The organism is Georgenia soli (genome assembly GCF_002563695.1).
Taxonomy (GTDB): Bacteria; Actinomycetota; Actinomycetes; order Actinomycetales; family Actinomycetaceae; genus Georgenia; species Georgenia soli.
The window spans coordinates 2,082,216-2,105,654 of sequence record NZ_PDJI01000004.1 but is presented as its reverse complement, the minus strand read 5'-3'; the positions used below and the strand labels follow the sequence as shown (position 1 = coordinate 2,105,654).

The 23,439-nt window shown below is 72.6% G+C and carries 25 protein-coding genes and 1 riboswitch; of the genes, 15 read left to right on the top strand and 10 right to left on the bottom strand.

Annotated elements, in window-relative coordinates; genetic code table 11:
- Nucleotides 1-43: 43 nt before the first annotated feature.
- Together ATJ97_RS10800 and ATJ97_RS10795 are read left to right on the top strand one after the other, a co-directional pair.
- On the top strand, nucleotides 44-1,126 hold the full coding sequence (locus ATJ97_RS10800; protein ID WP_098483748.1) for a winged helix DNA-binding domain-containing protein: 1,083 nt from the start codon (nucleotides 44-46) through the stop codon (nucleotides 1,124-1,126).
- A gap of 155 nt (nucleotides 1,127-1,281) precedes the next feature.
- Nucleotides 1,282-1,944, top strand: a complete 663-nt coding sequence (locus ATJ97_RS10795; RefSeq protein WP_098483747.1) for a dihydrofolate reductase family protein — start codon at nucleotides 1,282-1,284, stop codon at nucleotides 1,942-1,944.
- Nucleotides 1,945-2,149: 205 nt separating this feature from the next.
- Here ATJ97_RS10795 and ATJ97_RS10790 read toward each other — a convergent pair whose 3' ends face one another.
- Entirely contained in the window at nucleotides 2,150-2,554 is a 405-nt protein-coding gene (locus ATJ97_RS10790; RefSeq protein WP_098483746.1) for a VOC family protein, read from the bottom strand.
- A 256-nt stretch (nucleotides 2,555-2,810) separates the two neighbouring features.
- On the opposite strand from ATJ97_RS10790, the gene ATJ97_RS10785 reads away from it, so the two are divergent.
- A complete protein-coding gene (locus ATJ97_RS10785) occupies nucleotides 2,811-3,848 on the top strand; it encodes a zinc-dependent alcohol dehydrogenase (protein WP_098483745.1) in 1,038 nt (345 codons plus the stop codon).
- 131 nt (nucleotides 3,849-3,979) lie between these two features.
- Here the strand turns inward: ATJ97_RS10785 and ATJ97_RS10780 are convergent, their stop codons facing one another.
- From ATJ97_RS10780 to ATJ97_RS10770, 3 genes are all read right to left on the bottom strand, one after another.
- Nucleotides 3,980-4,732: an SDR family NAD(P)-dependent oxidoreductase gene (locus tag ATJ97_RS10780; protein ID WP_098483744.1), complete on the bottom strand. Its 753-nt coding sequence runs from the start codon at nucleotides 4,730-4,732 to the stop codon at nucleotides 3,980-3,982.
- 305 nt (nucleotides 4,733-5,037) lie between these two features.
- Entirely contained in the window at nucleotides 5,038-5,853 is an 816-nt protein-coding gene (locus ATJ97_RS10775) for an ABC transporter permease (protein ID WP_098483743.1), read from the bottom strand.
- A complete protein-coding gene (locus tag ATJ97_RS10770) occupies nucleotides 5,850-6,746 on the bottom strand; it encodes an ABC transporter ATP-binding protein (protein ID WP_098485395.1) in 897 nt (298 codons plus the stop codon). Before ATJ97_RS10770 ends, ATJ97_RS10775 begins: the two co-directional genes overlap by 4 nt.
- A gap of 131 nt (nucleotides 6,747-6,877) precedes the next feature.
- Here ATJ97_RS10770 and ATJ97_RS10765 point away from each other — a divergent pair, with 131 nt between their 5' ends.
- The 4 genes from ATJ97_RS10765 to ATJ97_RS10750 all read left to right on the top strand — a co-directional run bounded on the left by ATJ97_RS10765 (nucleotide 6,878) and on the right by ATJ97_RS10750 (nucleotide 10,388).
- Nucleotides 6,878-8,260: a sensor histidine kinase gene (locus tag ATJ97_RS10765; protein WP_098483742.1), complete on the top strand. Its 1,383-nt coding sequence runs from the start codon at nucleotides 6,878-6,880 to the stop codon at nucleotides 8,258-8,260.
- A complete protein-coding gene (locus ATJ97_RS10760) occupies nucleotides 8,257-8,967 on the top strand; it encodes a response regulator (RefSeq protein WP_098483741.1) in 711 nt (236 codons plus the stop codon). The genes ATJ97_RS10765 and ATJ97_RS10760 overlap by 4 nt, the downstream gene beginning before the upstream one ends.
- A 4-nt stretch (nucleotides 8,968-8,971) precedes the next feature.
- Complete coding sequence (locus ATJ97_RS10755; RefSeq protein ID WP_098483740.1) at nucleotides 8,972-9,445, top strand: hypothetical protein; 474 nt, start codon at nucleotides 8,972-8,974, stop codon at nucleotides 9,443-9,445.
- Between the two features lie 388 nt (nucleotides 9,446-9,833).
- Nucleotides 9,834-10,388, top strand: a complete 555-nt coding sequence (locus ATJ97_RS10750; protein ID WP_098483739.1) for a low molecular weight protein-tyrosine-phosphatase — start codon at nucleotides 9,834-9,836, stop codon at nucleotides 10,386-10,388.
- 72 nt (nucleotides 10,389-10,460) lie between these two features.
- Here ATJ97_RS10750 and ATJ97_RS10745 read toward each other — a convergent pair whose 3' ends face one another.
- Complete coding sequence (locus ATJ97_RS10745; RefSeq protein WP_098483738.1) at nucleotides 10,461-10,934, bottom strand: SRPBCC domain-containing protein; 474 nt, start codon at nucleotides 10,932-10,934, stop codon at nucleotides 10,461-10,463.
- A 16-nt stretch (nucleotides 10,935-10,950) separates the two neighbouring features.
- Between ATJ97_RS10745 and ATJ97_RS10740 the strand changes: the two genes are divergently transcribed.
- The gene (locus ATJ97_RS10740; protein WP_170037380.1) at nucleotides 10,951-11,277 is read left to right on the top strand and encodes an ArsR/SmtB family transcription factor; all 327 of its coding nucleotides are present in this window, start codon (nucleotides 10,951-10,953) and stop codon (nucleotides 11,275-11,277) included.
- A gap of 37 nt (nucleotides 11,278-11,314) precedes the next feature.
- On the opposite strand, the gene ATJ97_RS10735 is transcribed toward ATJ97_RS10740, so the two are convergent.
- The 4 genes from ATJ97_RS10735 to ATJ97_RS10720 form a co-directional block, all read right to left on the bottom strand.
- The gene (locus ATJ97_RS10735) at nucleotides 11,315-11,887 is read right to left on the bottom strand and encodes a phosphoribosyltransferase (RefSeq protein WP_098483737.1); all 573 of its coding nucleotides are present in this window, start codon (nucleotides 11,885-11,887) and stop codon (nucleotides 11,315-11,317) included.
- Nucleotides 11,888-11,946: 59 nt separating this feature from the next.
- Nucleotides 11,947-12,321, bottom strand: coding sequence for a DMT family transporter (locus ATJ97_RS10730; RefSeq protein WP_098483736.1), 375 nt, complete (start codon nucleotides 12,319-12,321; stop codon nucleotides 11,947-11,949).
- Between the two features lies 1 nt (nucleotide 12,322).
- A complete protein-coding gene (locus tag ATJ97_RS10725; RefSeq protein ID WP_098483735.1) occupies nucleotides 12,323-12,637 on the bottom strand; it encodes a DMT family transporter in 315 nt (104 codons plus the stop codon).
- A 10-nt stretch (nucleotides 12,638-12,647) separates the two neighbouring features.
- Nucleotides 12,648-12,713: riboswitch (guanidine-III (ykkC-III) riboswitch) on the bottom strand.
- 53 nt (nucleotides 12,714-12,766) lie between these two features.
- Nucleotides 12,767-13,330, bottom strand: a complete 564-nt coding sequence (locus tag ATJ97_RS10720; RefSeq protein ID WP_098483734.1) for a VldE C-terminal domain-containing protein — start codon at nucleotides 13,328-13,330, stop codon at nucleotides 12,767-12,769.
- Between the two features lie 193 nt (nucleotides 13,331-13,523).
- On the opposite strand from ATJ97_RS10720, the gene ATJ97_RS10715 reads away from it, so the two are divergent.
- The 5 genes from ATJ97_RS10715 to ATJ97_RS10695 all read left to right on the top strand — a co-directional run bounded on the left by ATJ97_RS10715 (nucleotide 13,524) and on the right by ATJ97_RS10695 (nucleotide 18,329).
- Nucleotides 13,524-14,600 carry a YeiH family protein gene (locus ATJ97_RS10715; RefSeq protein WP_211287178.1) on the top strand — a complete coding sequence of 359 codons (1,077 nt, stop codon included), beginning with the start codon at nucleotides 13,524-13,526 and terminating at the stop codon, nucleotides 14,598-14,600.
- Between the two features lie 116 nt (nucleotides 14,601-14,716).
- Nucleotides 14,717-15,340: a nucleoside/nucleotide kinase family protein gene (locus ATJ97_RS10710; protein WP_098483733.1), complete on the top strand. Its 624-nt coding sequence runs from the start codon at nucleotides 14,717-14,719 to the stop codon at nucleotides 15,338-15,340.
- An 84-nt stretch (nucleotides 15,341-15,424) separates the two neighbouring features.
- On the top strand, nucleotides 15,425-16,621 hold the full coding sequence (locus tag ATJ97_RS10705) for an NAD(P) transhydrogenase subunit alpha (protein ID WP_098483732.1): 1,197 nt from the start codon (nucleotides 15,425-15,427) through the stop codon (nucleotides 16,619-16,621).
- Nucleotides 16,618-16,941 carry an NAD(P) transhydrogenase subunit alpha part 2 gene (locus ATJ97_RS10700; protein ID WP_098483731.1) on the top strand — a complete coding sequence of 108 codons (324 nt, stop codon included), beginning with the start codon at nucleotides 16,618-16,620 and terminating at the stop codon, nucleotides 16,939-16,941. The genes ATJ97_RS10705 and ATJ97_RS10700 overlap by 4 nt, the downstream gene beginning before the upstream one ends.
- Nucleotides 16,938-18,329, top strand: coding sequence for an NAD(P)(+) transhydrogenase (Re/Si-specific) subunit beta (locus ATJ97_RS10695; protein ID WP_098483730.1), 1,392 nt, complete (start codon nucleotides 16,938-16,940; stop codon nucleotides 18,327-18,329). Before ATJ97_RS10700 ends, ATJ97_RS10695 begins: the two co-directional genes overlap by 4 nt.
- Nucleotides 18,330-18,430: 101 nt before the next feature.
- On the opposite strand, the gene ATJ97_RS10690 is transcribed toward ATJ97_RS10695, so the two are convergent.
- Complete coding sequence (locus ATJ97_RS10690; protein ID WP_098483729.1) at nucleotides 18,431-19,255, bottom strand: AfsR/SARP family transcriptional regulator; 825 nt, start codon at nucleotides 19,253-19,255, stop codon at nucleotides 18,431-18,433.
- A 341-nt stretch (nucleotides 19,256-19,596) separates the two neighbouring features.
- Between ATJ97_RS10690 and ATJ97_RS10685 the strand changes: the two genes are divergently transcribed.
- Both ATJ97_RS10685 and ATJ97_RS10680 read left to right on the top strand, forming a co-directional pair.
- On the top strand, nucleotides 19,597-22,563 hold the full coding sequence (locus tag ATJ97_RS10685; protein ID WP_098483728.1) for an FAD-binding and (Fe-S)-binding domain-containing protein: 2,967 nt from the start codon (nucleotides 19,597-19,599) through the stop codon (nucleotides 22,561-22,563).
- Between the two features lie 175 nt (nucleotides 22,564-22,738).
- On the top strand, nucleotides 22,739-23,374 hold the full coding sequence (locus ATJ97_RS10680) for a VOC family protein (RefSeq protein ID WP_098483727.1): 636 nt from the start codon (nucleotides 22,739-22,741) through the stop codon (nucleotides 23,372-23,374).
- Nucleotides 23,375-23,439: the final 65 nt, after the last annotated feature.

Below are 23,439 nucleotides of genomic sequence, written 5' to 3'. Positions count from 1 at the left end.
CAATCGCGCGTTCACGCACCGGTCCGCTCCTACGATGAGGCGCATGCTGACCCGGACGGAGGTCGCGCTCCTGAGGCTCGTCGCCCAGCGCGTGGTCGGACCCCGCTGCCCGACCGCCACCGAGACCGTCCGTCACCTCTGCGCCCTCCAGGCCCAGGACTTCCCCGCCGCTCTCGCGGCCGTCACCCTCCGCACCGAACCGGCGGACGACGGTGGGATCGTGGGCTCTCTGGACCGTGGTGAGGTGGTCCGTTCCTGGCCCATGCGCGGCACCCTGCATCTTGTCGCCGCCGAGGACCTGTCCTGGATGCAGAGCCTGACCACTGACCGTCTCATCACGGGCGCCGCCCGCCGCCGCGCCCAGCTCGGCATCGACGACGCGATGCTCGACCGTGCGCTCGAGGTCGCCACGGCTGCGCTGAGCGGCGGCCGGTCGCTCAGCCGGTCGGAGCTGATGACGCTGTGGAATGAGGCTGGCCTCCTCGAGGCGGGGCAGCGCGGCTACCACCTGCTGTGGAACCTGGCCCAGCGGGGGTTCCTTTGCCTCGGCCCGACGGCGAACGGCGAGCAGCGCATCGTCCTCCTCCACGAGTGGGTGCCGGAGCCACGCCAACTGGAGCGCGAGGAGGCGCTGGGGGAGTGGGTGCTCCGGTACTTCCGGGGTCACGGCCCCGCGACCCTCAAGGACTTCACCTGGTGGACCAAGCTCACGGTGGCCGACGCCAAGATCGGTCTGGCCGTCGCCCGGCCGCACCTGGAGAGTGTCGAGGTTGACGGCGTCGAGCACCTCATGGACCCGACGACGCCGGAGCTGCTCGCCGAGCACCGGCGGGCGGCCCGAGGGGTGGTGCTCCTGCCGGCTTTCGACGAGATGATCCTCGGCTACCAGGACCGCTCAGCGACCCTCCCGCCCGAGCACGCCGACCGCATCGTCCCGGGCGGCAACGGGATGTTCCGTCCGATCGTCGTGTCCGGCGGGCGGGTGGTCGGGACCTGGCGGCGGGTCGGCAACGGCAGCAGGAGACGCATCGAGACCGAGCCGTTTGCGACCCTCACCGCGACGGTGGAGCGGGGCGTCACCCGAGCGGCCGACTCCTACCCGGAGCTCGCCCTCGGCAGGGCGTGACCACGCCGGGGCTCGGCCCGGTCGACGAAGGCATGACGCGCCGAGGGCGACACCGGCGGGCCTTGCGGGCATCCTCCGCTAACTTCTCCGAACAACACGCCGGGCGTGTGTCGCACCGGTGCGGGATGGCCCAGCAACGGAGATGGAGATCAACCATGACACGTCCCACCAGCCGCGGAGCGGTACGAGTGGACCTGAACATCTCGCTCGACGGCTTCATGACGACGACCGATCAGACTCCTGAGAACCCGTTCGGCGACGACTGGTCGCGACTGACCGGTGCGTACACGGCGACCCGTACCTTTCGTGAACGGGTCCTCGGCGACACGAGCGGAGCGGGCACGACCGGCGTCGACGACGCCTACGCGCAGGCGTACTTCGCGGAAGTCGGTGCCGAGATCATGGGCGCCGGGATGTTCGGGTTGCACGACAACCCGGACGATCCCGAGTGGCGCGGCTGGTGGGGTGACGAGCCTCCGTTCCGGGTTCCGGTCTTCGTCCTCACTCACTCCCCGCGTCCCTCGATCGAGATGGCCGGCGGCACGACCTTTCACTTCCTGTCGGCGTCTCCCGCCGAGGCGCTCGAGCGTGCGCACGCGGCAGCGGCCGGCAGGGACGTGCGGATCGGAGGCGGCGCCACGGTCGTCCGAGAGTTCCTGGCCGCGGGTCTTGTCGACCGTCTCCACGTCGCGATCGCGCCGATCCTCCTCGGTCGCGGCATCCGCCTGTGGGACGACCTCCGGGGCCTGGAGGCCGGCTACGAGGTCACCGCCGAGACGGCACCGAGCCAGACCACGCACATCACCTTCGATCGATAGGTCCCTGCTCGCAGCCGAAGAACATGGATCCCGCCGTCGGCCGTCTTCCGTCCTGCCCAGTACATGCCATCCGTCGTGTAGGCCCGCTAGTTCTTTGAAATGGTCACATCTGAACCGTCAGTAGTTATGGGTGGCATGGTGCCCGACGCAGGGATTCAGCGGAACCTCCTTCGGCCAGGTCATGTCCGTCCGGTTCCGGGATCGGCTACCGGACGGCGTCGGAGGCGACGAGTTCGACCTTGAACCGCTCGGCTTTCTCCAAGAAGGCGGCGTAGTGCTGGTCGCCGCCTGCCCGCGGGTGCCGATCGGCATAGAGCCGACTCCAGCCATTCTGCGGCGCTGCCGTCCACAGGCGATCCACGTTCTGCATCGTCCCGGCGTGGAAGGCGAGGTGGCTGAGTCCGGGGAGACGGCGATCGTGTGCACCGCCTCGTGAAGCGCTGGCGAGGACGATGTAGGTAGACCCGTGCCGCCAGCCGCGACCGCCACTCCACTCCTGATGAGGCGTGTATCCGAGTGCGTCGAACAACCATGTCCAGGTATCGACGGATGACCGAAGATCGGACACCTGCTGCAGCTCAACGTGATGAAGCGATCCGAAGTTGTCCACCCCGCCATCCTTGCCTGGCAGCAGGTGCGCCCTGCAGAGGGATCCTCACCAGGGGCGCGATCATCGATGACCTCCTGGTCGCTACAGCACGCAAGTCCCCTTCCTAGCGTTTGGTACTTGCACGACTCCCACCTTTGGGGCGAACCCCAACCTAAGGTAGTAGTTGGAAACGGCCCAGGCAGCGCCCGGACTCGGCGTCGCCCCGCTTGGAATCCCGCCAGAGGTTCGCGGGCACATGTCGTGACAAGGAGAACTCATGAAGGCCCTGATCTACACCGCGCCCGGCGAGACCGAGGTCCAAGAGGTTCCGGATCCGGTGATCCAGGAGCCCACCGATGCCATCGTCGACGTCATTGCGACGTCCATCTGCGGCTCTGACCTGCACGTGGTTTCAGGGGACCTGGTGCCGGACACCGGATTCGTTCTCGGTCACGAGATGGTGGGCCGCATTCGTGAGCTCGGCTCCGCGGTGAAGAACTTCTCCGTCGGCGACCGCGTGACGGTCTCCCCCGCTCCTTACTGCGGTGCCTGCGCTAGCTGCCGCGGCGGGAACTATGCGCATTGCGAGTTCGGCGGCGTGTACGGCTGCGGTGAGACGTATGGCGGTTTCGCCGGTTCTCACGCTGAGTTGCTGCGCATTCCCTTTGCCGGCCGCGACATGATCCGGGTACCTGACCACGTCTCCGACGAGTCCGCACTCGCGATCTCGGACGCACTCACCACAGGAGCCGGCGGCGTCACCAAGGCCGTGACGCAGCAGGGGCGCACGATCGCAGTCTTCGGCTGCGGTCCGGTGGGGCTCTCGGCCCTCCACTACGCGACGATCTGGAAGCCGGCGAGGTTGATCGCGATCGACCCGGTACCCGAGCGCCTCGAACTCGCCCGCCAGTTGGGGGCCACCGACGTCATCTCAGCCGCTGATCCCAGAGAGGATCTGCAGCGCATCACCGGAGGCGCTGGCTTGGATGCCGCGATCGACTGCGCAGGCGTGGAGGCGACCTTCCAGGCGGCGCTGGACTCTCTCGCCCCGGAGGGTTTCCTTTCCATTATCGGAATCCCCCACAAGCCCGTCAGCTTCGACATCGCCGCTGCACTTAGCAAGGGCCTGAACCTGTGGACGGGCCTCGCGGATGTGGGCCCCGCTCAGACGATCATGGATTACATCGCGGATGGGCTGCTCGATCCGGACGCGATTTTCAATCACGAGGCCAGCCTCGATGAGGCGCCCGCGCTCATGAAGACCCTCATGACTAGCCGCGACCACGGCATCGTCAAGGCCGTGATCAGGCCGTGAGCCCGTTCTGAGACGCGGCGGCCGGCAGACGCTTGCGAACCCCGTCCCTCAGCAGCACGCGCAAGGGGCGCCCACGCCATTCGTGGGTGCCCCTTGCGCGGTATCTGGCGCGCCTCAGGCGGCGGCGGTGACTACTTGAAGCTCAGGTAGCCGTCGTCCACGGGGATCACCGACCCATTGATGGCGTCAGCTGCGTCAGAAGCGAGGAACGCGACAACGTCGGCGACACGCTCGGGCTCGATCACGTCGTTCCTCATGTGCTTCACCTTGATCGCCTCAAGCGCCTCCGCCGGGTACTCCTTGAGGATGTCGGTGTTGATAGTGGCAGGCGCGACGCCCACGACCCGGATGCCGTGCGGGGCGAGGTCGGCTGCTGCCGTCTTCGTCGCCTGCACCACCGCTGCCTTCGCCATGTTGTAGGTGATGTTGCTGGGGTAGGCAAGGAACGCGAAGGTGCTGGCCGTGTTGACGATGACGCCCCGCACGCCGAGTTCCTTCATCTTGTCGGCACCGGCCTTGATTCCGTAGAAAACACCGTGCTGGTCCACGCTGATCAACTTGTGGTAGTCCTCGATGTCCTCGTCGAGAACATTTGCCACGTGAGAAACGCCGGCATTATTGAAGAGCACGTCGAGGGTGCCGTACTCTCGGACGGCAAAATCGACCATCGCCTCAACTTCGTCGTACTTGGAGACGTCGACCTTGAAGAAGGTGGCCTCACCACCCGCGTCCTCGATCTGCTGGACCGTCTCCTGGCCGTTGGCCTCGTTGACTTCGGCGACGACAACCTTGGCCCCGTTCTGAGCGAAAGTCAGTGCTGTCTGGCGACCGATGCCCGAGCCTGCGCCCGTGATGATCGACACCTTGCCTGAAAGATTACCCACGTAAGAATCACTCCTTCTCAAAGCTTGCACGAGATGCAGTGGTCTTCCCGTCCCGCAGTCGCCCGATGTTGCGGGCGAAATTTCGCAGGGCGGCCGATCTGCATTTCACGAGGTATAACCACTGGTTATTCGTGTCTATTCCGCGACTTTACCGTCTCGTCACAGATGAGGGTGTAGAAAGGGGTCGGTTTCGCATCTGCGTGGCGGGGTTCTCCCGCTAGCGGGGTACGGCCCGGCCCCGTGCGGACGACTCCCGATAGTCGTGCGGACGACTCCGGAATGACCGCGTCCTGCGACCACCTGACTCACGCGACGTCCCGACGCGCCGTTCGCCACAGCCCGAACGTGAGCGGCAGCAGCACCCACACCGCCGCCGAGGTGCCGAGCCGGGCCCATGCGTCGCCGGTCATCTCGCCCGCCATGAGAGGCAGGACCGCGGTGTTCAGGTCCAGCCACTCGGCCGGTCCGCGCAGGGTCGACACCACCATCGTGAGAACGGACCAGACGGTGGGCAGCCCGAGGTAGGCCACGATCGCGACCGGGGTGCTCAGCAGCGACAGGCCGAACGCGACGCCCTGCGTCACCAGGATCAGCAGCGAGAGCGACATCCCGGCCAGCACGGCCCACTCCATCGCCCATGAGCCGTCGCCGTCGCGCCACACCAGGCCGACGACGTTGAACACCGCCCCCGCGGCCAGCGCGAGCACCATGACGACCACCCCAAGCCCGACGGCGGAGGTGAGCTTCGCCAGGTTGACCCGGGTGCGCCGCGGCTCGAGGGCGAAGGTGGTCAGGGCCGTGCGCTGCGACCACTCGCTCGTGGCCGCCATGATGCCGATGAGCGGCAGGAGGAGCATCTGCCCCCACGACGACGCCCCCGTGAGCTCCAGCCACGTCAGGTACTGCGGCTCCGCGTTGAACAGCGTCAGCAGGATGAACCCCACGTTGACGGCGACGATCACGCCGAGCAGCCAGGCCCCGGCGCGGGTGTCGACCTGCTTGCGCAGCTCGACCCGGACGAGACGGGCGAACGGGACCGGCCGTGCTGCGCCGTCGGCCGCGGCCGCAAGGCGAGGCGTGGGCGCCGGTGAGGTGCGGGAGTTCGTCGTGACGGTGCTCATGCGGGGATCTCCTCTCGCCCGTGCTGGGCGGTCATGTCGAAGAACAGCTCTTCCAGCCCGGTGGTGGCCGCCGGCCGCAGATTGGTCAGGACGACGGCGGCGGCCAGTGCGGCCCGGCCCACCTCCTCGGTGGTCGCCGAGGTCGACAGGCCCTGGCGGGCCGGGGCCACGTGGTGGCCGGCCGCCGTGAGTGCGCGGGCGAGGCTGTCGTCGTCGGTGCTGCGCACCTCGGTGCCCGGGGCGGCGAGGAGGTCGGCGGCGCTGCCCTGGGCGAGGATCCGGCCGCCGCCGATGATGACGAGGTCGTCGGCGACGGCCTCGACCTCGCGGAGCAGGTGCGAGGACAGCAGCACGGTGCCTCCGCCGTCGGCGAAGGAGCGGAGCAGGTCCCGCATCCAGCGGATGCCGGCGGGGTCGAGCCCGTTGACCGGCTCGTCCAGGACGAGCACCTCCGGGTCGCCCAGGAGGGCGTGCGCCAGCCCGAGGCGCTGGCGCATGCCGAGGGAGTAGGTGCGGGTCCGGGCGCCCGCCTCGCGGGAGGTCAGACCGACGAGGCGCAGCACCTCGTCCACCCGCCGCCGATCCAGGTCCATCAGCCGGGCGGAGAGCAGCAGCGTCTCGCGGCCGCTGCGGCCGGCGTGCTGGGCGGAGGCGTCGAGCAGCACGCCCACGTGCCGCCCCGGGTTGGGCAGCTCGCGGAACGGCCGGCCCAGGACGGTCGCCCTGCCGGACGTCGGGGTGGTCAGCCCGCACAGCATGCGCATGGTGGTGGACTTGCCCGCCCCGTTGGGGCCGAGGAAGCCGGTCACGCGCCCCGGGCGGGCGGTGAGGGAGACGCCCTCGACGACCGTGCGGTCCCCGTAGCGTTTCGTCAGTCTCTCTGCGGTGATCATGGCGTCAACCCTCCCGACGGCGAGGGCGCGGCGGATCGGCATGACGGCTCGCCCTGATCCACCTTTGGTCGGAGACCCCCGAGCCCGACGGCGGAGCCTGCCGGGCGCCGTCGTCCGTAGGGTGATCAACCGTGACCACCCCGGCCGTCCGGCAGCTGCCGCCACCCCCGCGCCTTCGACCGTGGTCGCGGATCTGGCGCTATCTCCTCGCGGGGGGCCTGGCCCTCGTCGCGTGGATCACTGTCGTCGACGACCTCCTGCCCGACGAGCCCGCCGCGGCCGTGCCCGACGTCGTCAACGGCGTCATCGTGCTCGACCTGTTCCTCGGCGTCGTTGCGCTGGCCCTGCTGCCCCTGCGCCGGCGCTACCCGGTGCTCGTCGCGTCGGGGACGGTCGCGCTGTCCGCGGCGTCGGCCGCGGCGTTCGGCGCGAGCGTGCTCGCCGCCGTCTCGATGGCCACGCGGCGGCGCGTGCGCGGCGTGCTGGTGGTCGGGGCGTTCTGGCTGGCGGCGACCCTCGTCTACGAGACGATGTACGGCCGGACGTTCGAGGCGACGGGGGTCGACTACCCGGCCGTGTACTCCTGGGTCGGCGGCGGCCTGGTGCTGGCTGTCTACGGCATCTGCGTGGCCACCGGCTTCTACGTCGGGGCGCGCCGCGAGCTGGTCGCCAACTTGCACGAGCGCGCCGTGACCGCGGAACGGGAGCAGGCGCTCCGGGCCGAGGCTGCCCGGGAGGCCGAGCGCACCCGGATCGCCCGGGAGATGCACGACGTCCTCGCCCACCGCATCTCCCTCGTGGCCATGCACGCCGGCGCCGTCGCCTACCGCACCGACCTCAGCCGCGAGGAGACGACCCGGGCGGCTGGCATCATCCAGGACAACGCCCACCTCGCGCTGACCGAGCTGCGGCAGGTCCTCGGCGTGCTCCGGTCGGACGACGGCGCAGCGTCCTCTCGCGACGGCGCCGCCTCCCTGCGCGGCGGCGCAGCGTCCCTTCAGGGCGGCGCGACCTCCGGTGAGGGTTCCTCAAACGGCGGGACGTCGGCGGAGCGCCCGGTCGAGCCGCCCCAGCCCACGCTCGCCCAGCTCGACGTGCTGGTCACAGAGACCACGGGCACCGGCTCCGCGGTGCGCCTCGACGTCTCCGGCCTGCCCGGCGGTGACGCGGCGGCCCTGGCGGAGCTGCCGGTGACCACCTCGCGAACCGCCTACCGGATCCTGCAGGAGGCGCTGACCAACACGCGCAAGCACGCCCGGGGCGTGCCGGTCGACGTGCGGCTCGGCGGCGGGCCGGGCGGGCTGCTCACCATCGAGGTGCAGAACGCGTCCGCCATCGCCGCCGCCACCGCGCGTGCGGGCACCCCGCTCGCCGTGGCTGCGCCGCCGGGCGCGGGCGTCGGGCTGACCGGGCTGACCGAGCGGGCGCACCTCGTCGGCGGCGTGCTCGAGCACGGGTTCGAGGAGGACGGCTCGTTCGCCGTGAGAGCGTGGCTCCCGTGGGAGGACGAGTGAGCAGCGCCGAGAACGCACCGGCGTCGCAGGCGGTGCCGGCGGCGGCAGGGCCGGCCCCGCGCGTGCGGGTCGCGATCGTCGACGACGACGCGCTGGTGCGCGCGGGCCTGCGCATGATCCTCGGCGGTGACCCCGGGATCGTCGTCGTCGGTGAGGCCGGCGACGGCCACGACGGCCTCGACCTGGTGGACCGGGAGCGGCCCGACGTCGTGCTCATGGACATCCGGATGCCGCGGCTGGACGGGCTCGTCGCCACCCGCCGGCTGGGCGAGCGCGGCGCGAGCACCCGGGTGATCGTCCTGACGACCTTCGACACCGACGAGATGGTGCTCACCGCGCTGCGGCACGGCGCCGCCGGGTTCCTGCTCAAGGACACCCCGCCCGAGGACCTCGTGCAGGCGGTGCGCCGGGTGGCCCGCGGCGAGCCGATGCTCTCGCCGAGCGTCACCGCCCAGCTCATCGCCGCCGTCGCCCAGCCGCCCGACGCCCGCGAGGGCTCTGCCCGGGAGCGGCTCGCTCGCCTGACCGACCGGGAGCGGGAGGTGGCGGTCGCCGTCGCCCGCGGGCTGTCGAACGCCGAGATCGCCCGGGAGCTCTACATGGGTGTGGCCACCGTGAAGACCCACGTCGGCCACCTGTTCGCCAAGCTCGAGGTGGCCAACCGGGTCCAGATCGCCCGCTGCGTGCACGACGCCGGGCTGGTCTGAGACCGTGCGGCGGCGAGGGGGCGACGGTGCGGGCGCGGTCGGCGTGGCGGCGGTCGACCTCCGGGGTGACCGGCTCGTCGTCTACGCGAGCTCCCAGACGAAGGACGGTTTCTGGATCACCAACGGCACCTTCGAGCTGCTGGACCACGACGCCGGGGACGAGGAGCTGGGCGCCGCGGTGCTTCGCGTGCTGGCCACGTCCCGGTCCGGGGTCCGCACCCCGAACCTGCGACGGGCACCGTCACCTTTCACGCCGGTCCTCGACGCCCTGGGGCTGGGCTCGTGGAACGCCTACGCCCGCGGGGTCCGGCACGTCCACGTCGAGCGCACCGGGAGCACGGTTCAGGTGTCGCCGAGCCGCAACGGTGGCGCGAAGGAAGGGTTCGTCGGCGCCGCCGAGCCGGCCGCCGTCGTCACGGATCCGACGGCGGAGGCGCTGGGTGCGGCGGTACGGGCGGTGCTGCTGAGGTCGACGTGAGGTCGGGGCCGCCGACCGGCGTCCGGGCAGGGAAGAGCCCGCGGGTTCCCGGCCGATCGGCCGGGGTGCCGTGATGGACGATGTCACGGCCCCCGCGGGTCCCGGTGACCACCTGGTTCTCGCCGCCCGTCGGGCGGGAGGACCCTGAGGTCCGTCCACAGACGGGCTAGCGGGTAGCCACCTCACGCGTCCGAAGAATATTCACCTCTGGACCACCTCCCTTCTCGTGTGCGCACAACCGTAGGTCGCGTGCCCGGCGGTGTCACTACCTTTTTCGAGACTGATCTCGGACGACGGCGGCAAGGAGGTCGGTCGCCACGACGACGGGGCCTGGGAGGTTGGTCACCACCACGACGGCCGCCGTCGGGCCCCTGGCACCATGGGGGGCATGACCGCTTCCGCCGACCGGCCCTTCCGCATCCTTGTCGTGTGCACCGGCAACATCTGCCGCTCCCCGATGGGCGAGGTCGTGCTGCGTGAGCGGCTCGCGGAGGCCGGGCTCGACGGCGCCGTCGAGGTGGCGTCCGCCGGCATCAGCGACGAGGAGCACGGCCGTCCGATCGACCGCCGGGCCGGCGCGGTGCTCGCCGAGCACGGGTACCCGGTGCCGCAGCACCGAGCCCACCAGGTGGCCCCGCACGAGCTCGCGGAGTATGACCTCGCGCTCGCGATGACCAACCAGCACGCGCGGGCGCTGCGGCTGCAGGCCGAGCGGGACGACGACCCGCGCACCGCCGAGGTGCGCCTGTGGCGCGAGTTCGACGACACCGCGCCGGACCTGGCGACGGCGGGGGAGTACGACCTCGACGTCGCCGACCCCTGGTACGGCGACCAGGAGGGCTTCTACGACACCCTCGACGTTATCGAGCGGGTCTCCGACGCGCTGGTCGAGCACCTGCGCGAGCGGCTGGGGCGGTCGGTCTCGGCCGTGCCGAGCTCCTGATCGTGAACGGCTGACCGGACGCGCCTGGCCCCGGCGACGCCCGTCGGCGCCTCGTCGGCCCGCCCCGCGTCGCTACCTGTAGAACCCCTCGCGCAGGTTGATGCCGTGCTCCACCCACGCCTTGAGGGCGGCCAGCATGCCGGTCCAGCCCTCGCAGTTGCCGAAGGCGCTCCGGGCGCCGTCCGGCGTCGGGCGCCACGACGACTCCGTGATGGTCACCAGGGTGCGGGTGTCGCCGTCGAGCGGCTCGAACTCGAACGTCGTGGTGGTGGTGCCCCGGTCGTTCGCCGTGGCCTCCCCGTCCCACTCGATGACGATGCGCCGGGGCGGGTCCGCCTCCATCACCCGGACCGCGAACTCGCCCGGGAAGTCGTGGAAGTCCCACGTGACGTCGTGTCCCGGCTCGAGCCGCCCGCGCGCACCGCCGGTGGTGAAGTAGCGCGAGAGCTGGTCGGGGTCCGCCACGGCCTCGTAGACCTCGGCGCAGGGGCGCGAGACCCGGCCGGAGACGGTGAAGGAGAGCTCGGTCAGTTCGTCCTGACTCATGTGATATTTTTACAACGTGTCGGAGGGTCGCGTCAACGGGTCCGACGACGACCGCGTCTTCAAGGCCCTGGCCTCGCCGACCCGGCGCCGCATGCTCGACGTGCTCAAGGGCGGCTCGCGCACCACGGGGGAGCTCTGCGAGCACTTCCCGGAGCTCGACCGCACGACGGTGCTCCAGCACCTGCGGGTGCTGGAAAGGGCCGAGCTCGTGACGGGACGCAAGGTGGGCCGTGAGCGGCACCTGTCCCTGGCGCCCGTGCCGATCAAGCGCATCTACGACCGCTGGATCGGCGAGTACGCGCGCGCCGCCGTCGAGCTGCTCGACGAGCTGGACAGTACGTGAGGGCACCGCGGCGGCCCGCCGCCGCGGGAAGAAGGGCTCAGAACTCCTCGGTGACCGGCGGCTGGGAGGACCAGGGGAACATGATCCAGCGGTCGGTGCGGCGCCACACGTAGTCGGGGTCGATGACGGAGCGCGGCTTGGCGTAGATGACCGCCGAGCGGGCGTCGACGGCGCCCGAGAAGTCCGGGGTGCCGTCGCCGTCGAGGTCGCCGCCGGGCAGCCCCTTGGACCGGACGAGGTCCATCACCAGGGCGAGCGTCCGACCGGAGTCGGCGACGTCGTCGACCACCAGCACCTTGCGGCCGGGCAGGTCGGAGGTGTCCATGAGCGGCGGCAGCACCACGGGCTCGGGCAGCGTCTCGGCGACGCCCGTGTAGAACTCGACGTTCAGCGTGCCCATCGCCTTGGTGCCGAGCGCGTAGGCGACCGCGCCCGCCGGCACGAGCCCGCCGCGCGCGACGGCGACCACGAGGTCCGGGACCCAGCCCGACCGGACGACCTCGCGCGCCAGCTCGCGCGCGGCCTCGCCGAACTGCTCCCAGCCGAGGACCTCGCGCTCCTCGGACGTGGAGGTGCTGGCGCCGTCGTCGAACGCGGTGGCTTCGCTCATCGCGCCATCGTAGGACCTCGCCGCGGGCGCCTCGCCGCAGGGGCCCCGCGTCGCCCGGCCTACCGGGAGCCGGGCTCCGACTCTGCGGGTGACGTCTCGTCCGACGTCGCCCGCGGCGCGCCCGGGACCAGCTTCAGCCCGATGACCGCGGCGATGATCCCGGTGATGAAGACGACCTTGCCCACCGAGATGCTCTCGGTCCCGGTCGCCATCGCGTAGGTCACGGTCAGCGCCGCACCGACGCCGGTCCACACCGCGTACGCGGTGCCGATCGGGATGTCCCGGACCGCCCGGCCGAGCCCCAGCATGCTCAGCGTGAGCGCGACGAAGAACACGACGGTGGGCACGGGCTCGGTGAACCCGTCTGCCATCCCCAGAGCCGTGGCCCACACGGCCTCGAAGAGGGCGCTGACCAGCAGGATGATCCACGCCACGTCAGCTCACCGCCTTCAGGCCGATGACTGAGCCGACCAGCAGGCCGAGCAGCAGGACGCGGGCGAGCGTCGGCCGTTCCTGCCCGGTCACGAAGCCCCACACCACGGTCAGCGTCGCGCCGATCCCCACCCAGACGGCGTAGGCGGTGCCGGTGGGCAGATAGACCATCGCCCATGCCAGGCCGGCCATGCTCACGGTCATCGAGACGAGGAAGAGGACGGTGGGACGCCACCGTCGGAAGTTCTCGGAGGCGGACAGTGCCGAGGCCCAGACGGCCTCCAGCATGCCCGAGACGACCAGGACGATCCACGCCATGACAGCTCCTCGTGAGTCAGTCTTGTCGTGGTGCGGGTACTGCTCCCTCGTCCGCGAACCCGGTCGGGGTTCCGGCACCGATTCTACCGAAACCGGACCGCTTCGGCCGGTCAGACCGGTCACCACGTCCTACCCGCGCAGCGAGACGTGCACGTGGTCGTAGTGCCCGCCGGTGGCGTCGCCGGGGTCGTACACCCCGCCACCGGTGTAGGGCGCCCAGCCCAGCTCGGCCCGGTCGGCCATCCAGATCCGCCCCTGCCAGATGACGTAGGAGACGTCGAGCGCCTCGGCGTGAACCCGCAGCCACTGCGCCGTGCGCCAGCCGTCCACCAGGTCCTCGCCCTCCGGGAACTGCCCCGCGGCGCCGAAGAAGACGTCGCAGCCGCGCCCGGCCGGGTGGTCGGAGGCGGGGTTCCACGCGTGCTCCGACCAGCACGTCACCGGCCTCGTCCCGACGGCGGAGCGCAGCTTCTCCACCAGCCACGCGGTCGCGCCGGTGACGCAGCCTCCGGTCCCGCTGGGGTCCGGAACCGTGCAACCGGTCCGCCCGCCGGTCCACGGCTGGGGCGGCTCGGGCAGCTCGACCACCGGACCGACGTTCGCGCTGAGCGCCTTCGGCGGCGGACCGCCGACGACGGCGTGCACGGCCGAGCCGGCACCGACGAGCAGCAGCAGAACCACGACCGCCCGCATGATCCGGACCCGACGGCGGACCACCTGGCGGCGCGCCGGGGACGACCGGCCGCCGGCGGTGGTGCGGCTTGCGGAGCCCGTCCGGCGCGCCGAGGCGGTTCGCCGTGCCGGCGCCCTCCGCCGTGCCTGCCGCGAGCCGTCCACCAGCTAACCCAAGCACGCCCGCGCGCGGGGAGAGCGGCATGCTGGGGCCGTGCCCGACGTGACCACCTGGCGCCGGCGTGCGCCCGGACTCGTCCTGACCGCCGTCGTCGCCCTCCTCGCCCTCGCGGTCAACCGCGCCGTGCCGGTGATCTCCGCGCTGCTGGTGGCCATCCTGGTCGGCGTGCTGCTGCGCAACACCCGGCTCCTCCCGGCCGCCACGGAGGAGGGCGTGCGCTACAGCGCGCGGACGGTCCTGCGCCTGGGCGTGGTGCTGCTCGGGCTGCAGCTCTCGGTCCCGGAGGTCGTGGGCCTGGGGTGGGGCGCGATCGTCGTCGTCGTCCTCACGGTCGCGGGCACGTGGGCGCTCACGCTGCTGGTGGGCCGGTTGCTCCGCGTCCCGGCCGCGCTGCGGCTCCTGCTCGCCACCGGCACCGCGATCTGCGGCGCGTCGGCGGTCGCCGCGATGGCGGCCGTCGCGGAGGAGGGGCAGGGGTCCGACGAGGAGGACGTCGACGCGGCCGCCACCACCGCCGTCGCCGCCGTCACCATCTTCGGGACGGTCGCGATGCTCGGTCTGCCCCCGCTCGCCGCGGCCCTCGCGCTGGACGCGCACGCCACCGGGGTGTGGCTCGGGGCAGGGATCCACGAGGTCGGCCAGGTGGTCGCGGCCGGCGGGCTGGTGAGCGAGGCGGTGCTCGCGACGGCGGTGGTCACCAAGCTCGGCCGCGTGGTGCTGCTCGCGCCGCTGGTCGCCGGCGTCGGGTACGCCGTCAGCCGGCGTGCGCGGGCGGAGGCGGAACGTCGCGCCGCCGTGGAGTCCGCCGACGCCGTCCTCGAGGGGGCGGAGCCGGCGGCGCACCCGGCCGGGCCGCCGCTCGTGCCGGGCTTCGTCATCGGGTTCCTGGTGCTGGTGGCCGTGCGCTCGCTGCTGCCCGTGCCGGCGGAGGTGCTCCACGCGGTGCAGCTCGCCTCCACGTTCCTCCTCACCGCGGCCATGGTGGCGCTGGGCACCGGGGTGAACGTCCGGGCGCTCGTGACCCGGGGCGGGCCCGCGCTCCTGCTCGGCCTCGTCTCCGCCGTCCTCGCGGCGGGGATCTCGCTCGTGGGCGTCCTGACGCTGCTGTGACACCGGCGGCCCACACCCCGGGCCCGTGACCAGCAAGAGGGACGAATGCTCCCGGGCCGTGAGACGAACGCGCACTCCGATCGTGCGGACCGCACACCGCCCCTACGATCAGCGCCATGGCAGCAGCGACGGGGCAGCGCCGTTACGTCCTCGAGAGGATCGCGAAGGGACTGTGCGCCCGGGCGTCCGACGCCCAGGTGCTCCGGGTGGCGATCGACGGCCCGGACGCGGCGGGGAAGACCACCTTCGCCCGGCAGCTCGACGACATCCTGCACTCGATGCTGCCCCCCGGGCCCGAGGTGCGGCGGTTCAGCGCGGACGACCTCATCATCCCGCTGCACGTGCGCCGCTCGAACCAGGCGGCGGACCCGCAGTGGGTGTACGAGAACGTCTACCCGCTCGACCGCATCCGCGAGATCACGGTCGGCGACCCCGCCCACGAGAAGCCCGGCACGGTGGTCCTGGTGGACGGCATGAGCCTCCTGCGGCCCGAGCTCGCGGACCTGTGGGACGTGACCATCTACCTGTCGGTGCCGGAGTCGGTCACGGTGGGCCGGGTGCTCGACCGGCTCGACGCCGAGGACGACGAGCCGGACGCCGTCGAGGCCCGCTACCGGGACCGCTACCTGCCCGCCCTGAAGCTGTACCGGGAGATCGCCGACCCGGTCAGCAGCTCCGACGTCGTCATCGACATGGTCGACGCCGACAACCCGGTGGTCCTGCGCTGGGGCGGGATGTAGCCCGGAGCAGGGGCAGGGCGGCACGCCGCTCAAAAGGGGACAAAGTCCCATGTGCTCCCCGTCTCGCCGCCTAGGCTCGATGGGGTGAGCATCATCGCAGCGCCGCGAGAGCCCGCTCCGGAGACTCGTGTCGCCCTGGTCCCGGAGGTCGTGGGCTCGCTCGTGCGCGCCGGCCACCGGGTCCTGGTCGAGTCCGGGGCCGGCACCGCCGCCCACCACGACGACGACTCCTACACCGACGCCGGCGCGGAGGTGATCCCCGCGATCGACCTCGCCGCCGTCGACATCCTCGCCCACGTCACGCCGCTGCCGGCCACCGCCCTGGGACGCCTGCGCGAGGGCGCCGTGACGATCGGGCTGGACGCGCCCCTGGACGACGACGAGCGCCTCGCCGCCGCCAACGCCCGGCGCATCACCATGCTCGCCTTCGAGCGGCTGCCCCGGACCTCCCGCGCCCAGGCGATGGACGTGCTCTCCTCCCAGGCGCTCGCGGCCGGGTACCGCGCCGTCCTCGAGGCCGCGGTCCGCCTGCCCCGGTTCTTCCCGCTGGCGATGACCGCCGCCGGCACCGTCCCGCCCGCGAACGTCGTCGTGCTCGGCGTCGGCGTGGCCGGGCTGCAGGCCATCGCCACGGCGCGGCGGCTCGGCGCGAAGGTCTCCGCCAACGACATCCGGCCCGACTCCGCCGAGGAGGTCCGCTCGGTCGGGGCGACGTTCATCGACGTCGGCCTCGACGCGGCCGAGGGCACCGGTTCGGGCGGGTACGCGCGGAGCCTCGGCTCCAGCGCCGCCGAGCGGCAGCAGGCAGCCCTCGCCCCGCACATCGCGGCCGCCGACGTCCTCATCACCACCGCCGCCGTGCCGGGCCGCCGCGCCCCGCGGCTGGTGACCGCCGACATGGTCGCGGCGATGCGGCCGGGCTCGGTCGTCGTCGACCTCGCCGCCTCGACGGGCGGCAACGTCGAGGGCTCCATGCCCGGCATGGACATCGCCGTCCCGAGCTCGCGCGGCGGCGGCACCGTCACCGTCGTCGGCCTCGCCTCCGCCGCGTCCGACCTGCCCACCGACGCCTCCCGGCTCTTCGCCAAGAACGTCGCCAACGTCGTCGCGCTGCTCACGGGCAACGACGGCGCCCTGGTGGTCCCGCTCGACGACGACATCGTCGCCGGCATGGCCCTGACCCACGACGGCGTGACCCGGGACCGCGAGGGGCGTCCCGTGACCGCCGCCGCGGAGCCGGGCGAGCTTCCCACCCACAGCTACGCGGAGGGGTCCCGATGAGCGGGCTGACCATCCTCACGATCTTCGTGCTCGCCGCCTTCGTCGGCGTCGAGGTGGTGTCCAAGGTGTCCTCCACCCTGCACACCCCCCTGATGTCGGGCGCCAACGCGATCCACGGCATCATCCTGGTCGGCGCGGTGATGGTCACCGCGCACGCGACCTCCCCGGTGCTCCTCGTGCTCGGCGCGATCGCCATCCTGCTGGCCACGGTCAACCTCGTCGGCGGGTTCGTCGTCACCGACCGGATGCTCGAGATGTTCTCCGGGAAGAAGCCGGCGCAGCAGCGGGCCCAGGAGCCGGTGGGGAGCGAGCGGCCGTGAACGTCCTGCCCTCTCCCGTGACCGAGCTGGCCTACCTGGCCGCCGCCGTCTGCTTCATCCTCGCCCTCAAGGGCCTGTCCTCCCCGCGCTCCGCCCGCCGCGGCAACCTCCTGGGTGCTGCGGGGGCCGCGGTCGCCGTCGTCACGGTGCTGCTCTCCACCGACTTCGAGGGCGCCAACCTCGCCGTCGTGCTCGGCTCGGTGGGCGTCGGCTCCGCCGTCGCCGTGCCCGCCGCACGGCGGGTGAAGATGACCGAGATGCCGCAGCTCGTGGCGATCTTCAACGGCGTCGGCGGCGGCGCGGCCGCGATCGTCGGGATCATGGAGCTCGCCGAGTTCGCGGGGCACGACGTCAAGCTCGTCGTCGCGGGCACCACGGCCTTCGCCGTCTTCGTCGGCGCCACCTCACTCCTCGGCTCCCTGCTGACGTTCGGCAAGCTCCAGGGCACGATCACCTCCCGGCCGATCGTCCTCCCGGGCGCCGGGGTGCTGCTGGTGGCCGCGCTGGGGGCGGGCCTGGGTGCCGCCGTCGCCGTCACCCTCACGGCCGACGTGTGGTTCGGCGTCGTCCTGGCGCTGCTGGGCCTGGCGTTCGGCGCCCTGCTCGTGCTGCCGGTCGGCGGCGCGGACGTCCCGATCGTCATCTCGCTGCTCAACGCGTTCACCGGGCTCGCGGTCGCCGCGTCCGGGTGGGCGATGGGCTCGACGCTCCTGCTCGTGGCCGGCACCCTCGTCGGCGCCTCCGGCACCATCTTGACCCTCGCGATGGCGACGGCGATGGGCCGCTCCGTCAACGGCATCCTCTTCGGTGCGCTCAAGGGCGGCTCGACCGCCGGGTCCACGCAGGTCTCCGACCGTCCGGTCCGCCGGGCGCAGGCGGAGGACGTCGCGATCACCCTGGCGTACGCCAGCCGCGTGGTCGTGGTGCCGGGGTACGGCCTGGCGGTGGCGCAGGCGCAGCACGTGGTGGCCGAGCTCGTCACCGCGCTGCGCGCGCGGGGCGTGGACGCGGTCTACGGCATCCACCCGGTGGCGGGCCGCATGCCGGGGCACATGAACGTCCTGCTGGCCGAGGCCAACGTGCCCTACGAGCAGCTCATCGAGGCCGACGACATCAACGCCGCGATGCCTTCCACGGACGTGGTCGTGGTGGTCGGCGCGAACGACGTCGTCAACCCTGCCGCCCGCACCGACACCTCGGCGCCCATCTACGGGATGCCCATCATCAACGCCGACCAGGCGGGGCAGACGATCTTCCTCAAGCGCTCCATGCGGCCCGGGTTCGCCGGCATCGAGAACGAGCTGCTCTTCGCCGACCGCACGCAGGTGCTGTTCGGGGACGCGAAGGAGTCGCTCACCAACATCGTCTCCGCGCTCAAGGACGTCTGAGCGCGGTCCGCTTCCGGTGCACGTTCCTGCGTTCGGTGTGTGGTGCAACCGGCACCGAACGCAGGAACCATCACCGAGACTGAGGCCGGGCGGCGCGGCGCTCAGCTGCCGGCTGCCGCGCGCTCCGACCGGTCGTCGGGGAACGGCTGGTCATGCCCGGGCGGGGCCGCGCTCCCGCGGCCCTCGGACAGGTCCACCGGGCCGTGCAGCGCGCGCTGGAGCAGGGCCTGCATCTCCGGGCTGGGGGTCAGCCCGAGCTCGGTCTGGAGCAGCTCGCGGCACCGGTGGTACTGCCAGATGGCCTCCGCACGGTTGCCCTCCGCGAGGTGCGCGAGCATGAGGGTGCGGTGCGCGCTCTCCCGCAGCGGCTCGACCGCCAGGGCGAGCAGGCCGGCCTCCACCGCGTGGGCGTGGTCCCCGCTCTCGCTCAGGTGCCGGCTCAGCACCTCGAGCGCGTGCAGCCGGAGCTGGCGGAAGTGGTGCTGCTCCGCGGCCAGCCAGTCCTCGGACCACGACGGCAGGAAGTCGTGGCGCAGCGTCGCCAGCGCGGCCGACGCCGAGATCTTGCCCGGCCCCCGGTCGATGATGCGCATCGCCAGGCGGCGGGCCGCCTCCACGTCCACCCGCACGTCAGGGCTGAGCTGCACGCTCGTCCCCAGGGCCGTCACCGGGCTGGGGCCGAGCCGCGCCAGCCCCCACAGCGTCGAGCGCAGGCTCGAGTAGGCGCGCGACGCGGAGACGTCCGGCCACAGAGTGCCCGCGAGCTCCGCCCGGTCGACCGGGCCGCCCCGGACGGCGAGCAGCACGAGGACGCGCTGTGACCGGTGCGCCAACGGCACCGACTGGCCGGCGACCCGGAGGTCGAAGGTGGGCAGGCACCTCAGCTCGGTCAGCTGCTTGGAACTCCGGACTCCCTCGGGCACCATGTCGACTCCAGCGTGACAGGTCCTCAACACTTCGGTGATCCCCCGGTCACATCCACGGTAGCCGCGCGAGAGGGCAGCGACAATCGCCCTTCCGGCCGGACCGGGACGCCTCGGATCATCCCCCGGACGGTCCCCGCTACCCCCGCGGTCGTCCTACGCTCGGGCCCCTGCACGAGGTCGAGCCGGAGGCTCGGGCGCCCCGCGGACCTCGGCGGTCCGTGCTCCCGGACCACGACGTCCGCCCGCCCGGACCACGGCGCTCCGGCGATCCGGACGGTCTCCGGCCGACGGCGGTGGCAGAGTGGGCGCAGACGCGACGAGGCGAGCACCGAGAGGGATCCATGACCGTCCGCACACCGGCCCCTTCGGCGACGAGCCGTGAGCATGGCCTTCCCGACCACGGGCGCCGCGACGCCGACCCCGGCCGCCCCGAAGCCGACCGCAGGCCCTCCGACCTGGCGGCCGTCACGCGGGCCGCGGGCGCGGACCACGTCTCGACCGCCGTCGTCGACCGGGCCCGCCTCGCCCACGACGCCTCGCACTTCCTCCTGACACCGTCCGCCGTCGTCACCGCGACGTCCACGGAACAGGTGGCCGCGGTGCTGGCCGCCGCCACCCGCTCCGGCACCCCCGTGACCTTCCGCTCGGGCGGGACCTCCCTGTCCGGGCAGGGCGTGACCGACGGGGTGCTGCTCGACGTGCGGCGCCACCTGGCCCGGGTCGAGGTCCTCGACGACGGCGCCCGGGTGCGCTGCGAGCCCGGTGCGGTGCTGCGGCGCGTCAACGCGGCCCTGACCCGGTACGGCCGGCGTCTCGGCCCGGACCCGGCGAGCGAGATCGCCTGCACCATCGGGGGCGTCGTCGCGAACAACTCCTCCGGCATGACGTCCGGGACGGTCGCGACGGCGTACCGCACGCTGGAGTCGATGGTGCTCGTGCTGCCCTCCGGGACGGTGGTGGACACCGGCCGCCGTGACGCCGACGACCTCCTGCGCACCCTCGAGCCGGAGCTGTACGCCGGGCTGCTGCGGCTGCGCGACCGGGTGCGCGCAGACGTCGCCCTGCGGGCGCGCATCGAGCACCAGTTCTCGATGAAGAACACGATGGGCTACGCCCTCAACGCCCTGCTCGACCACGACTCCGCGGCCGACATCCTGGCCCACCTCGTCGTCGGGTCGGAGGGGACGCTCGCCTACGTCGCCGAGGTGACGCTGCAGACCGTGCCCGCGCTGCCGCACGCCGCGACCGCGCTGTGCGTCTTCGACACCATCGACCGCGCGACCGACGCGATCATCCCGCTGACCGAGGCGGGCGCCGTCGCCGTCGAGCTGCTCGACGCCTCCTCGCTGCGGGTCTCCCAGCGCGACCCCAAGGCGCCCGATCTCATGCGCGCCCTGGACGTGCGGGAGCACACCGCCCTGCTGGTCGAGGTCCAGGACGCCACCGCCGACGGGCTGGCGGCCGCCGCGAACCGCCTGCGCCCCGTCGTCGCCGGGCTCGACCTGACGGCGCCCGCCGAGCTCACGACGGACGCCGCCGCCCGGGCGCGGATGTGGGTCACCCGCAAGGTCCTCTACGCCGCCGTCGCCGGCGCGCGCCCGCAGGGGACGACGGCGCTGCTCGAGGACATCGTCGTCCCGCCGCCGGCGCTGCCGGGCGCCGTCCGTGACCTGGGGGCGCTCCTGCGCCGGTACGCCTACGACGACGCGGTGATCTTCGGCCACGCCAAGGACGCCAACCTGCACTTCCAGATCAACCCCCGGCTCGACGACCGCGCCGAGCTGGACCGCTTCGCCGCCTTCACCGAGGACCTCGTCGAGCTCATCCTCGGCGCGGACGGCTCCCTCAAGGCCGAGCACGGCACGGGCCGGATCATGACCCCGTACGTGCGGCGGCAGTTCGGTGACGAGCTCTACGACGTCATGCGCGAGCTCAAGCGCCTCTGCGACCCCGCGGGCGTGCTGAGCCCTGGCGTCGTCCTGGGCGACGACCCCGAGGCCCACCTGAAGAACCTCAAGACCTTCCCCGCCGCGCACCCCGAGCTCGACCGGTGCGTCGAGTGCGGGTACTGCGAGCCGGTGTGCCCCTCGCGCAACACCACCACCACGCCGCGCCAGCGCATCGTGCTGCTGCGGGAGATGGCGCGGTCGACGCCGGAGCGGCGGGCGGCGCTGGAGCGCGAGTACGACTACCAGGCCGTCCAGACCTGCGCCGCCGACTCGCTCTGCGTCACCGCCTGCCCGGTGGGCATCGACACCGGCAAGGTCATGAAGGAGTTCCGTGCCGAGACGCGCCCCGCTCCGGTCCAGGTGGCGGGCGACCTCCTCGCGAGGAACTGGGCCCCGGCGACGACGGCCCTGCGCACCGCCCTCGGCGTCGCCGACGCGGTGCCCGGCCCGGTGCTCGCGGCCGTCACCAGGGGGCTGCGCGCGGTGGCGGGGGAGACGCTGCGGGACTGGATCCCGCAGGTGGGCGAGGACCTGCCCGGCCCCGGCGGGTCGCGGGCGGCGCTCGCGGAAGGGTTCTCTGCCGTCGTCGGGACGGCGGCCGACGTCGTCTTCTTCCCCGCCTGCATCGGCTCGCTCTTCGCCGCCGAGGGCGACGGCGAGGGCGCGGCCGCCGCGTTCCTGCGGCTGTGCGAGCGGGCCGGGCTGCGCGTGGCCGTCCCCGCGGGGATCGACGCCCTGTGCTGCGGGACCGTCTGGGAGTCGAAGGGCCTGCACGACGGCGCCGCCACCATGGCCCGGAAGGTCGCCGACCAGGTCTGGGACCTCACCGACGGCGGACGCCTGCCGCTCGTGTGCGACGCCTCCAGCTGCACCCACGGCCTCACCGGCATCGGGCGCCACCTCGACGGCGAGGCGGCCGAGCGGTGGTCGCGCGTGAAGGTGGTGGACGCCGTCGTCTTCGCCCGCGAGCACCTGCTGGACCGGCTGCCCGTGGCGCCCGGCCGGCGGCTGCCCTCCCTCGCCGTGCACCCCACCTGCTCCGCCGTGCACCTGGGAATGGTGGCCGACCTCGTCACCGTGGCCGACGCCGTCGCCGACGACGTCACCGTGCCGCCCTCCTGGGGCTGCTGCGGCACCGCCGGCGACCGGGGCATGCTGCACCCCGAGCTCCCCGCCGGGGCCACCGAGGCCGAGGCGGCCGAGATCGCCGCCGCCGAGCGGTCGGGCGGGCCGTTCGCCGCCTACGCCTCGTGCAACCGCACCTGCGAGATGGGGATGACCGCGGCGACGTCACGGCCCTACCGGCACGTGCTCGAGCTCCTCGAGGAGGTCACGCGGCCGCCCCTCGGACCCACGTGACGAACGCCCAGGTCTCAGCACCCGGACATCGCCCGACCCCCCTGGGGCCGGTGCACGGCAGCGGGCTACGCTGCGGACAGCGGTAACTGCCGACGTGATGCGTCCGTAGGGCCGGGTGTGCTGCACCTGCTCGACGACGTGTCACGGGTCCCGACGTCCGAGGGGAAGTCCACACTTGCCGACGCCTGCTGCCGCCCCCAAGGCCCTCGACCACGTGGTCGTCACCACCCCCGACCTCTCCGCCGCCGTGGCGGAGTTCGAGGCCGCCACGGGCGTGCGGCCCGAGGCCGGCGGCGTCCACCCGACCTTCGGGACGAGGAACTACCTCGTCACCTTCGGTGACGACGCCTACCTGGAGATCCTCGGCGTCGACCCGGAGAACGCCGGGTTCTCCGGTGTGCGCCCCTTCGGCGTCGACGACGTCCGGGAGACGGCCGTCTCGACGTGGGTGGTGCACCCCGACTCGATCGAGGCCGCCGTCGAGGCGGCCCGCGCCGCCGGTCTCGACCTCGGTGACCCGTTCCCCGGCTCCCGGCGCACGGCGGACGGGACCCTGCTGGAGTGGCGGCTCACGCCGGACCACGCCGAGCCGACCGGGCTCGTCCCCTTCCTCATCGACTGGGGCACGAGCACCTCGCCCGCACGCAGCACGGACGCTCGGGTCAGGCTGATCGAGCTCTCCGCCACCCACCCGCGGCCCGAGGAGATCTCCGCCGTGCTGGCCGCCGTCGGCACGGACCTCGAGGTCCGGCCCGGCGAGCCGTCGCTCCGGCTCACGGTCGAGGGCCCGGCCGGCCGCCTGACCATCTAGCCCCGCACGGCACCGCGCACCCGCGCCGCTGACCCGGCACCACTTCCCCGCTACAGAAGGACACC

Bases quoted from the DNA above. Each gene is read 5' to 3' on its own strand.
- ATJ97_RS10770 (WP_098485395.1), bottom strand. From the start codon at position 6,746: ATGATCACCGCAGAGAGACTGACGAAACGCTACGGGGACCGCACGGTC.
- ATJ97_RS10750 (WP_098483739.1), top strand. From the start codon at position 9,834: ATGACCGCTTCCGCCGACCGGCCCTTCCGCATCCTTGTCGTGTGCACC.
- ATJ97_RS10690 (WP_098483729.1), bottom strand. From the start codon at position 19,255: ATGGTGCCCGAGGGAGTCCGGAGTTCCAAGCAGCTGACCGAGCTGAGG.
- ATJ97_RS10720 (WP_098483734.1), bottom strand. From the start codon at position 13,330: ATGCGGGCGGTCGTGGTTCTGCTGCTGCTCGTCGGTGCCGGCTCGGCC.
- ATJ97_RS10745 (WP_098483738.1), bottom strand. From the start codon at position 10,934: ATGAGTCAGGACGAACTGACCGAGCTCTCCTTCACCGTCTCCGGCCGG.
- ATJ97_RS10725 (WP_098483735.1), bottom strand. From the start codon at position 12,637: ATGGCGTGGATCGTCCTGGTCGTCTCGGGCATGCTGGAGGCCGTCTGG.
- ATJ97_RS10800 (WP_098483748.1), top strand. From the start codon at position 44: ATGCTGACCCGGACGGAGGTCGCGCTCCTGAGGCTCGTCGCCCAGCGC.
- ATJ97_RS10785 (WP_098483745.1), top strand. From the start codon at position 2,811: ATGAAGGCCCTGATCTACACCGCGCCCGGCGAGACCGAGGTCCAAGAG.
- ATJ97_RS10795 (WP_098483747.1), top strand. From the start codon at position 1,282: ATGACACGTCCCACCAGCCGCGGAGCGGTACGAGTGGACCTGAACATC.
- ATJ97_RS10775 (WP_098483743.1), bottom strand. From the start codon at position 5,853: ATGAGCACCGTCACGACGAACTCCCGCACCTCACCGGCGCCCACGCCT.
- ATJ97_RS10710 (WP_098483733.1), top strand. From the start codon at position 14,717: ATGGCAGCAGCGACGGGGCAGCGCCGTTACGTCCTCGAGAGGATCGCG.
- ATJ97_RS10685 (WP_098483728.1), top strand. From the start codon at position 19,597: ATGACCGTCCGCACACCGGCCCCTTCGGCGACGAGCCGTGAGCATGGC.
- ATJ97_RS10700 (WP_098483731.1), top strand. From the start codon at position 16,618: ATGAGCGGGCTGACCATCCTCACGATCTTCGTGCTCGCCGCCTTCGTC.
- ATJ97_RS10735 (WP_098483737.1), bottom strand. From the start codon at position 11,887: ATGAGCGAAGCCACCGCGTTCGACGACGGCGCCAGCACCTCCACGTCC.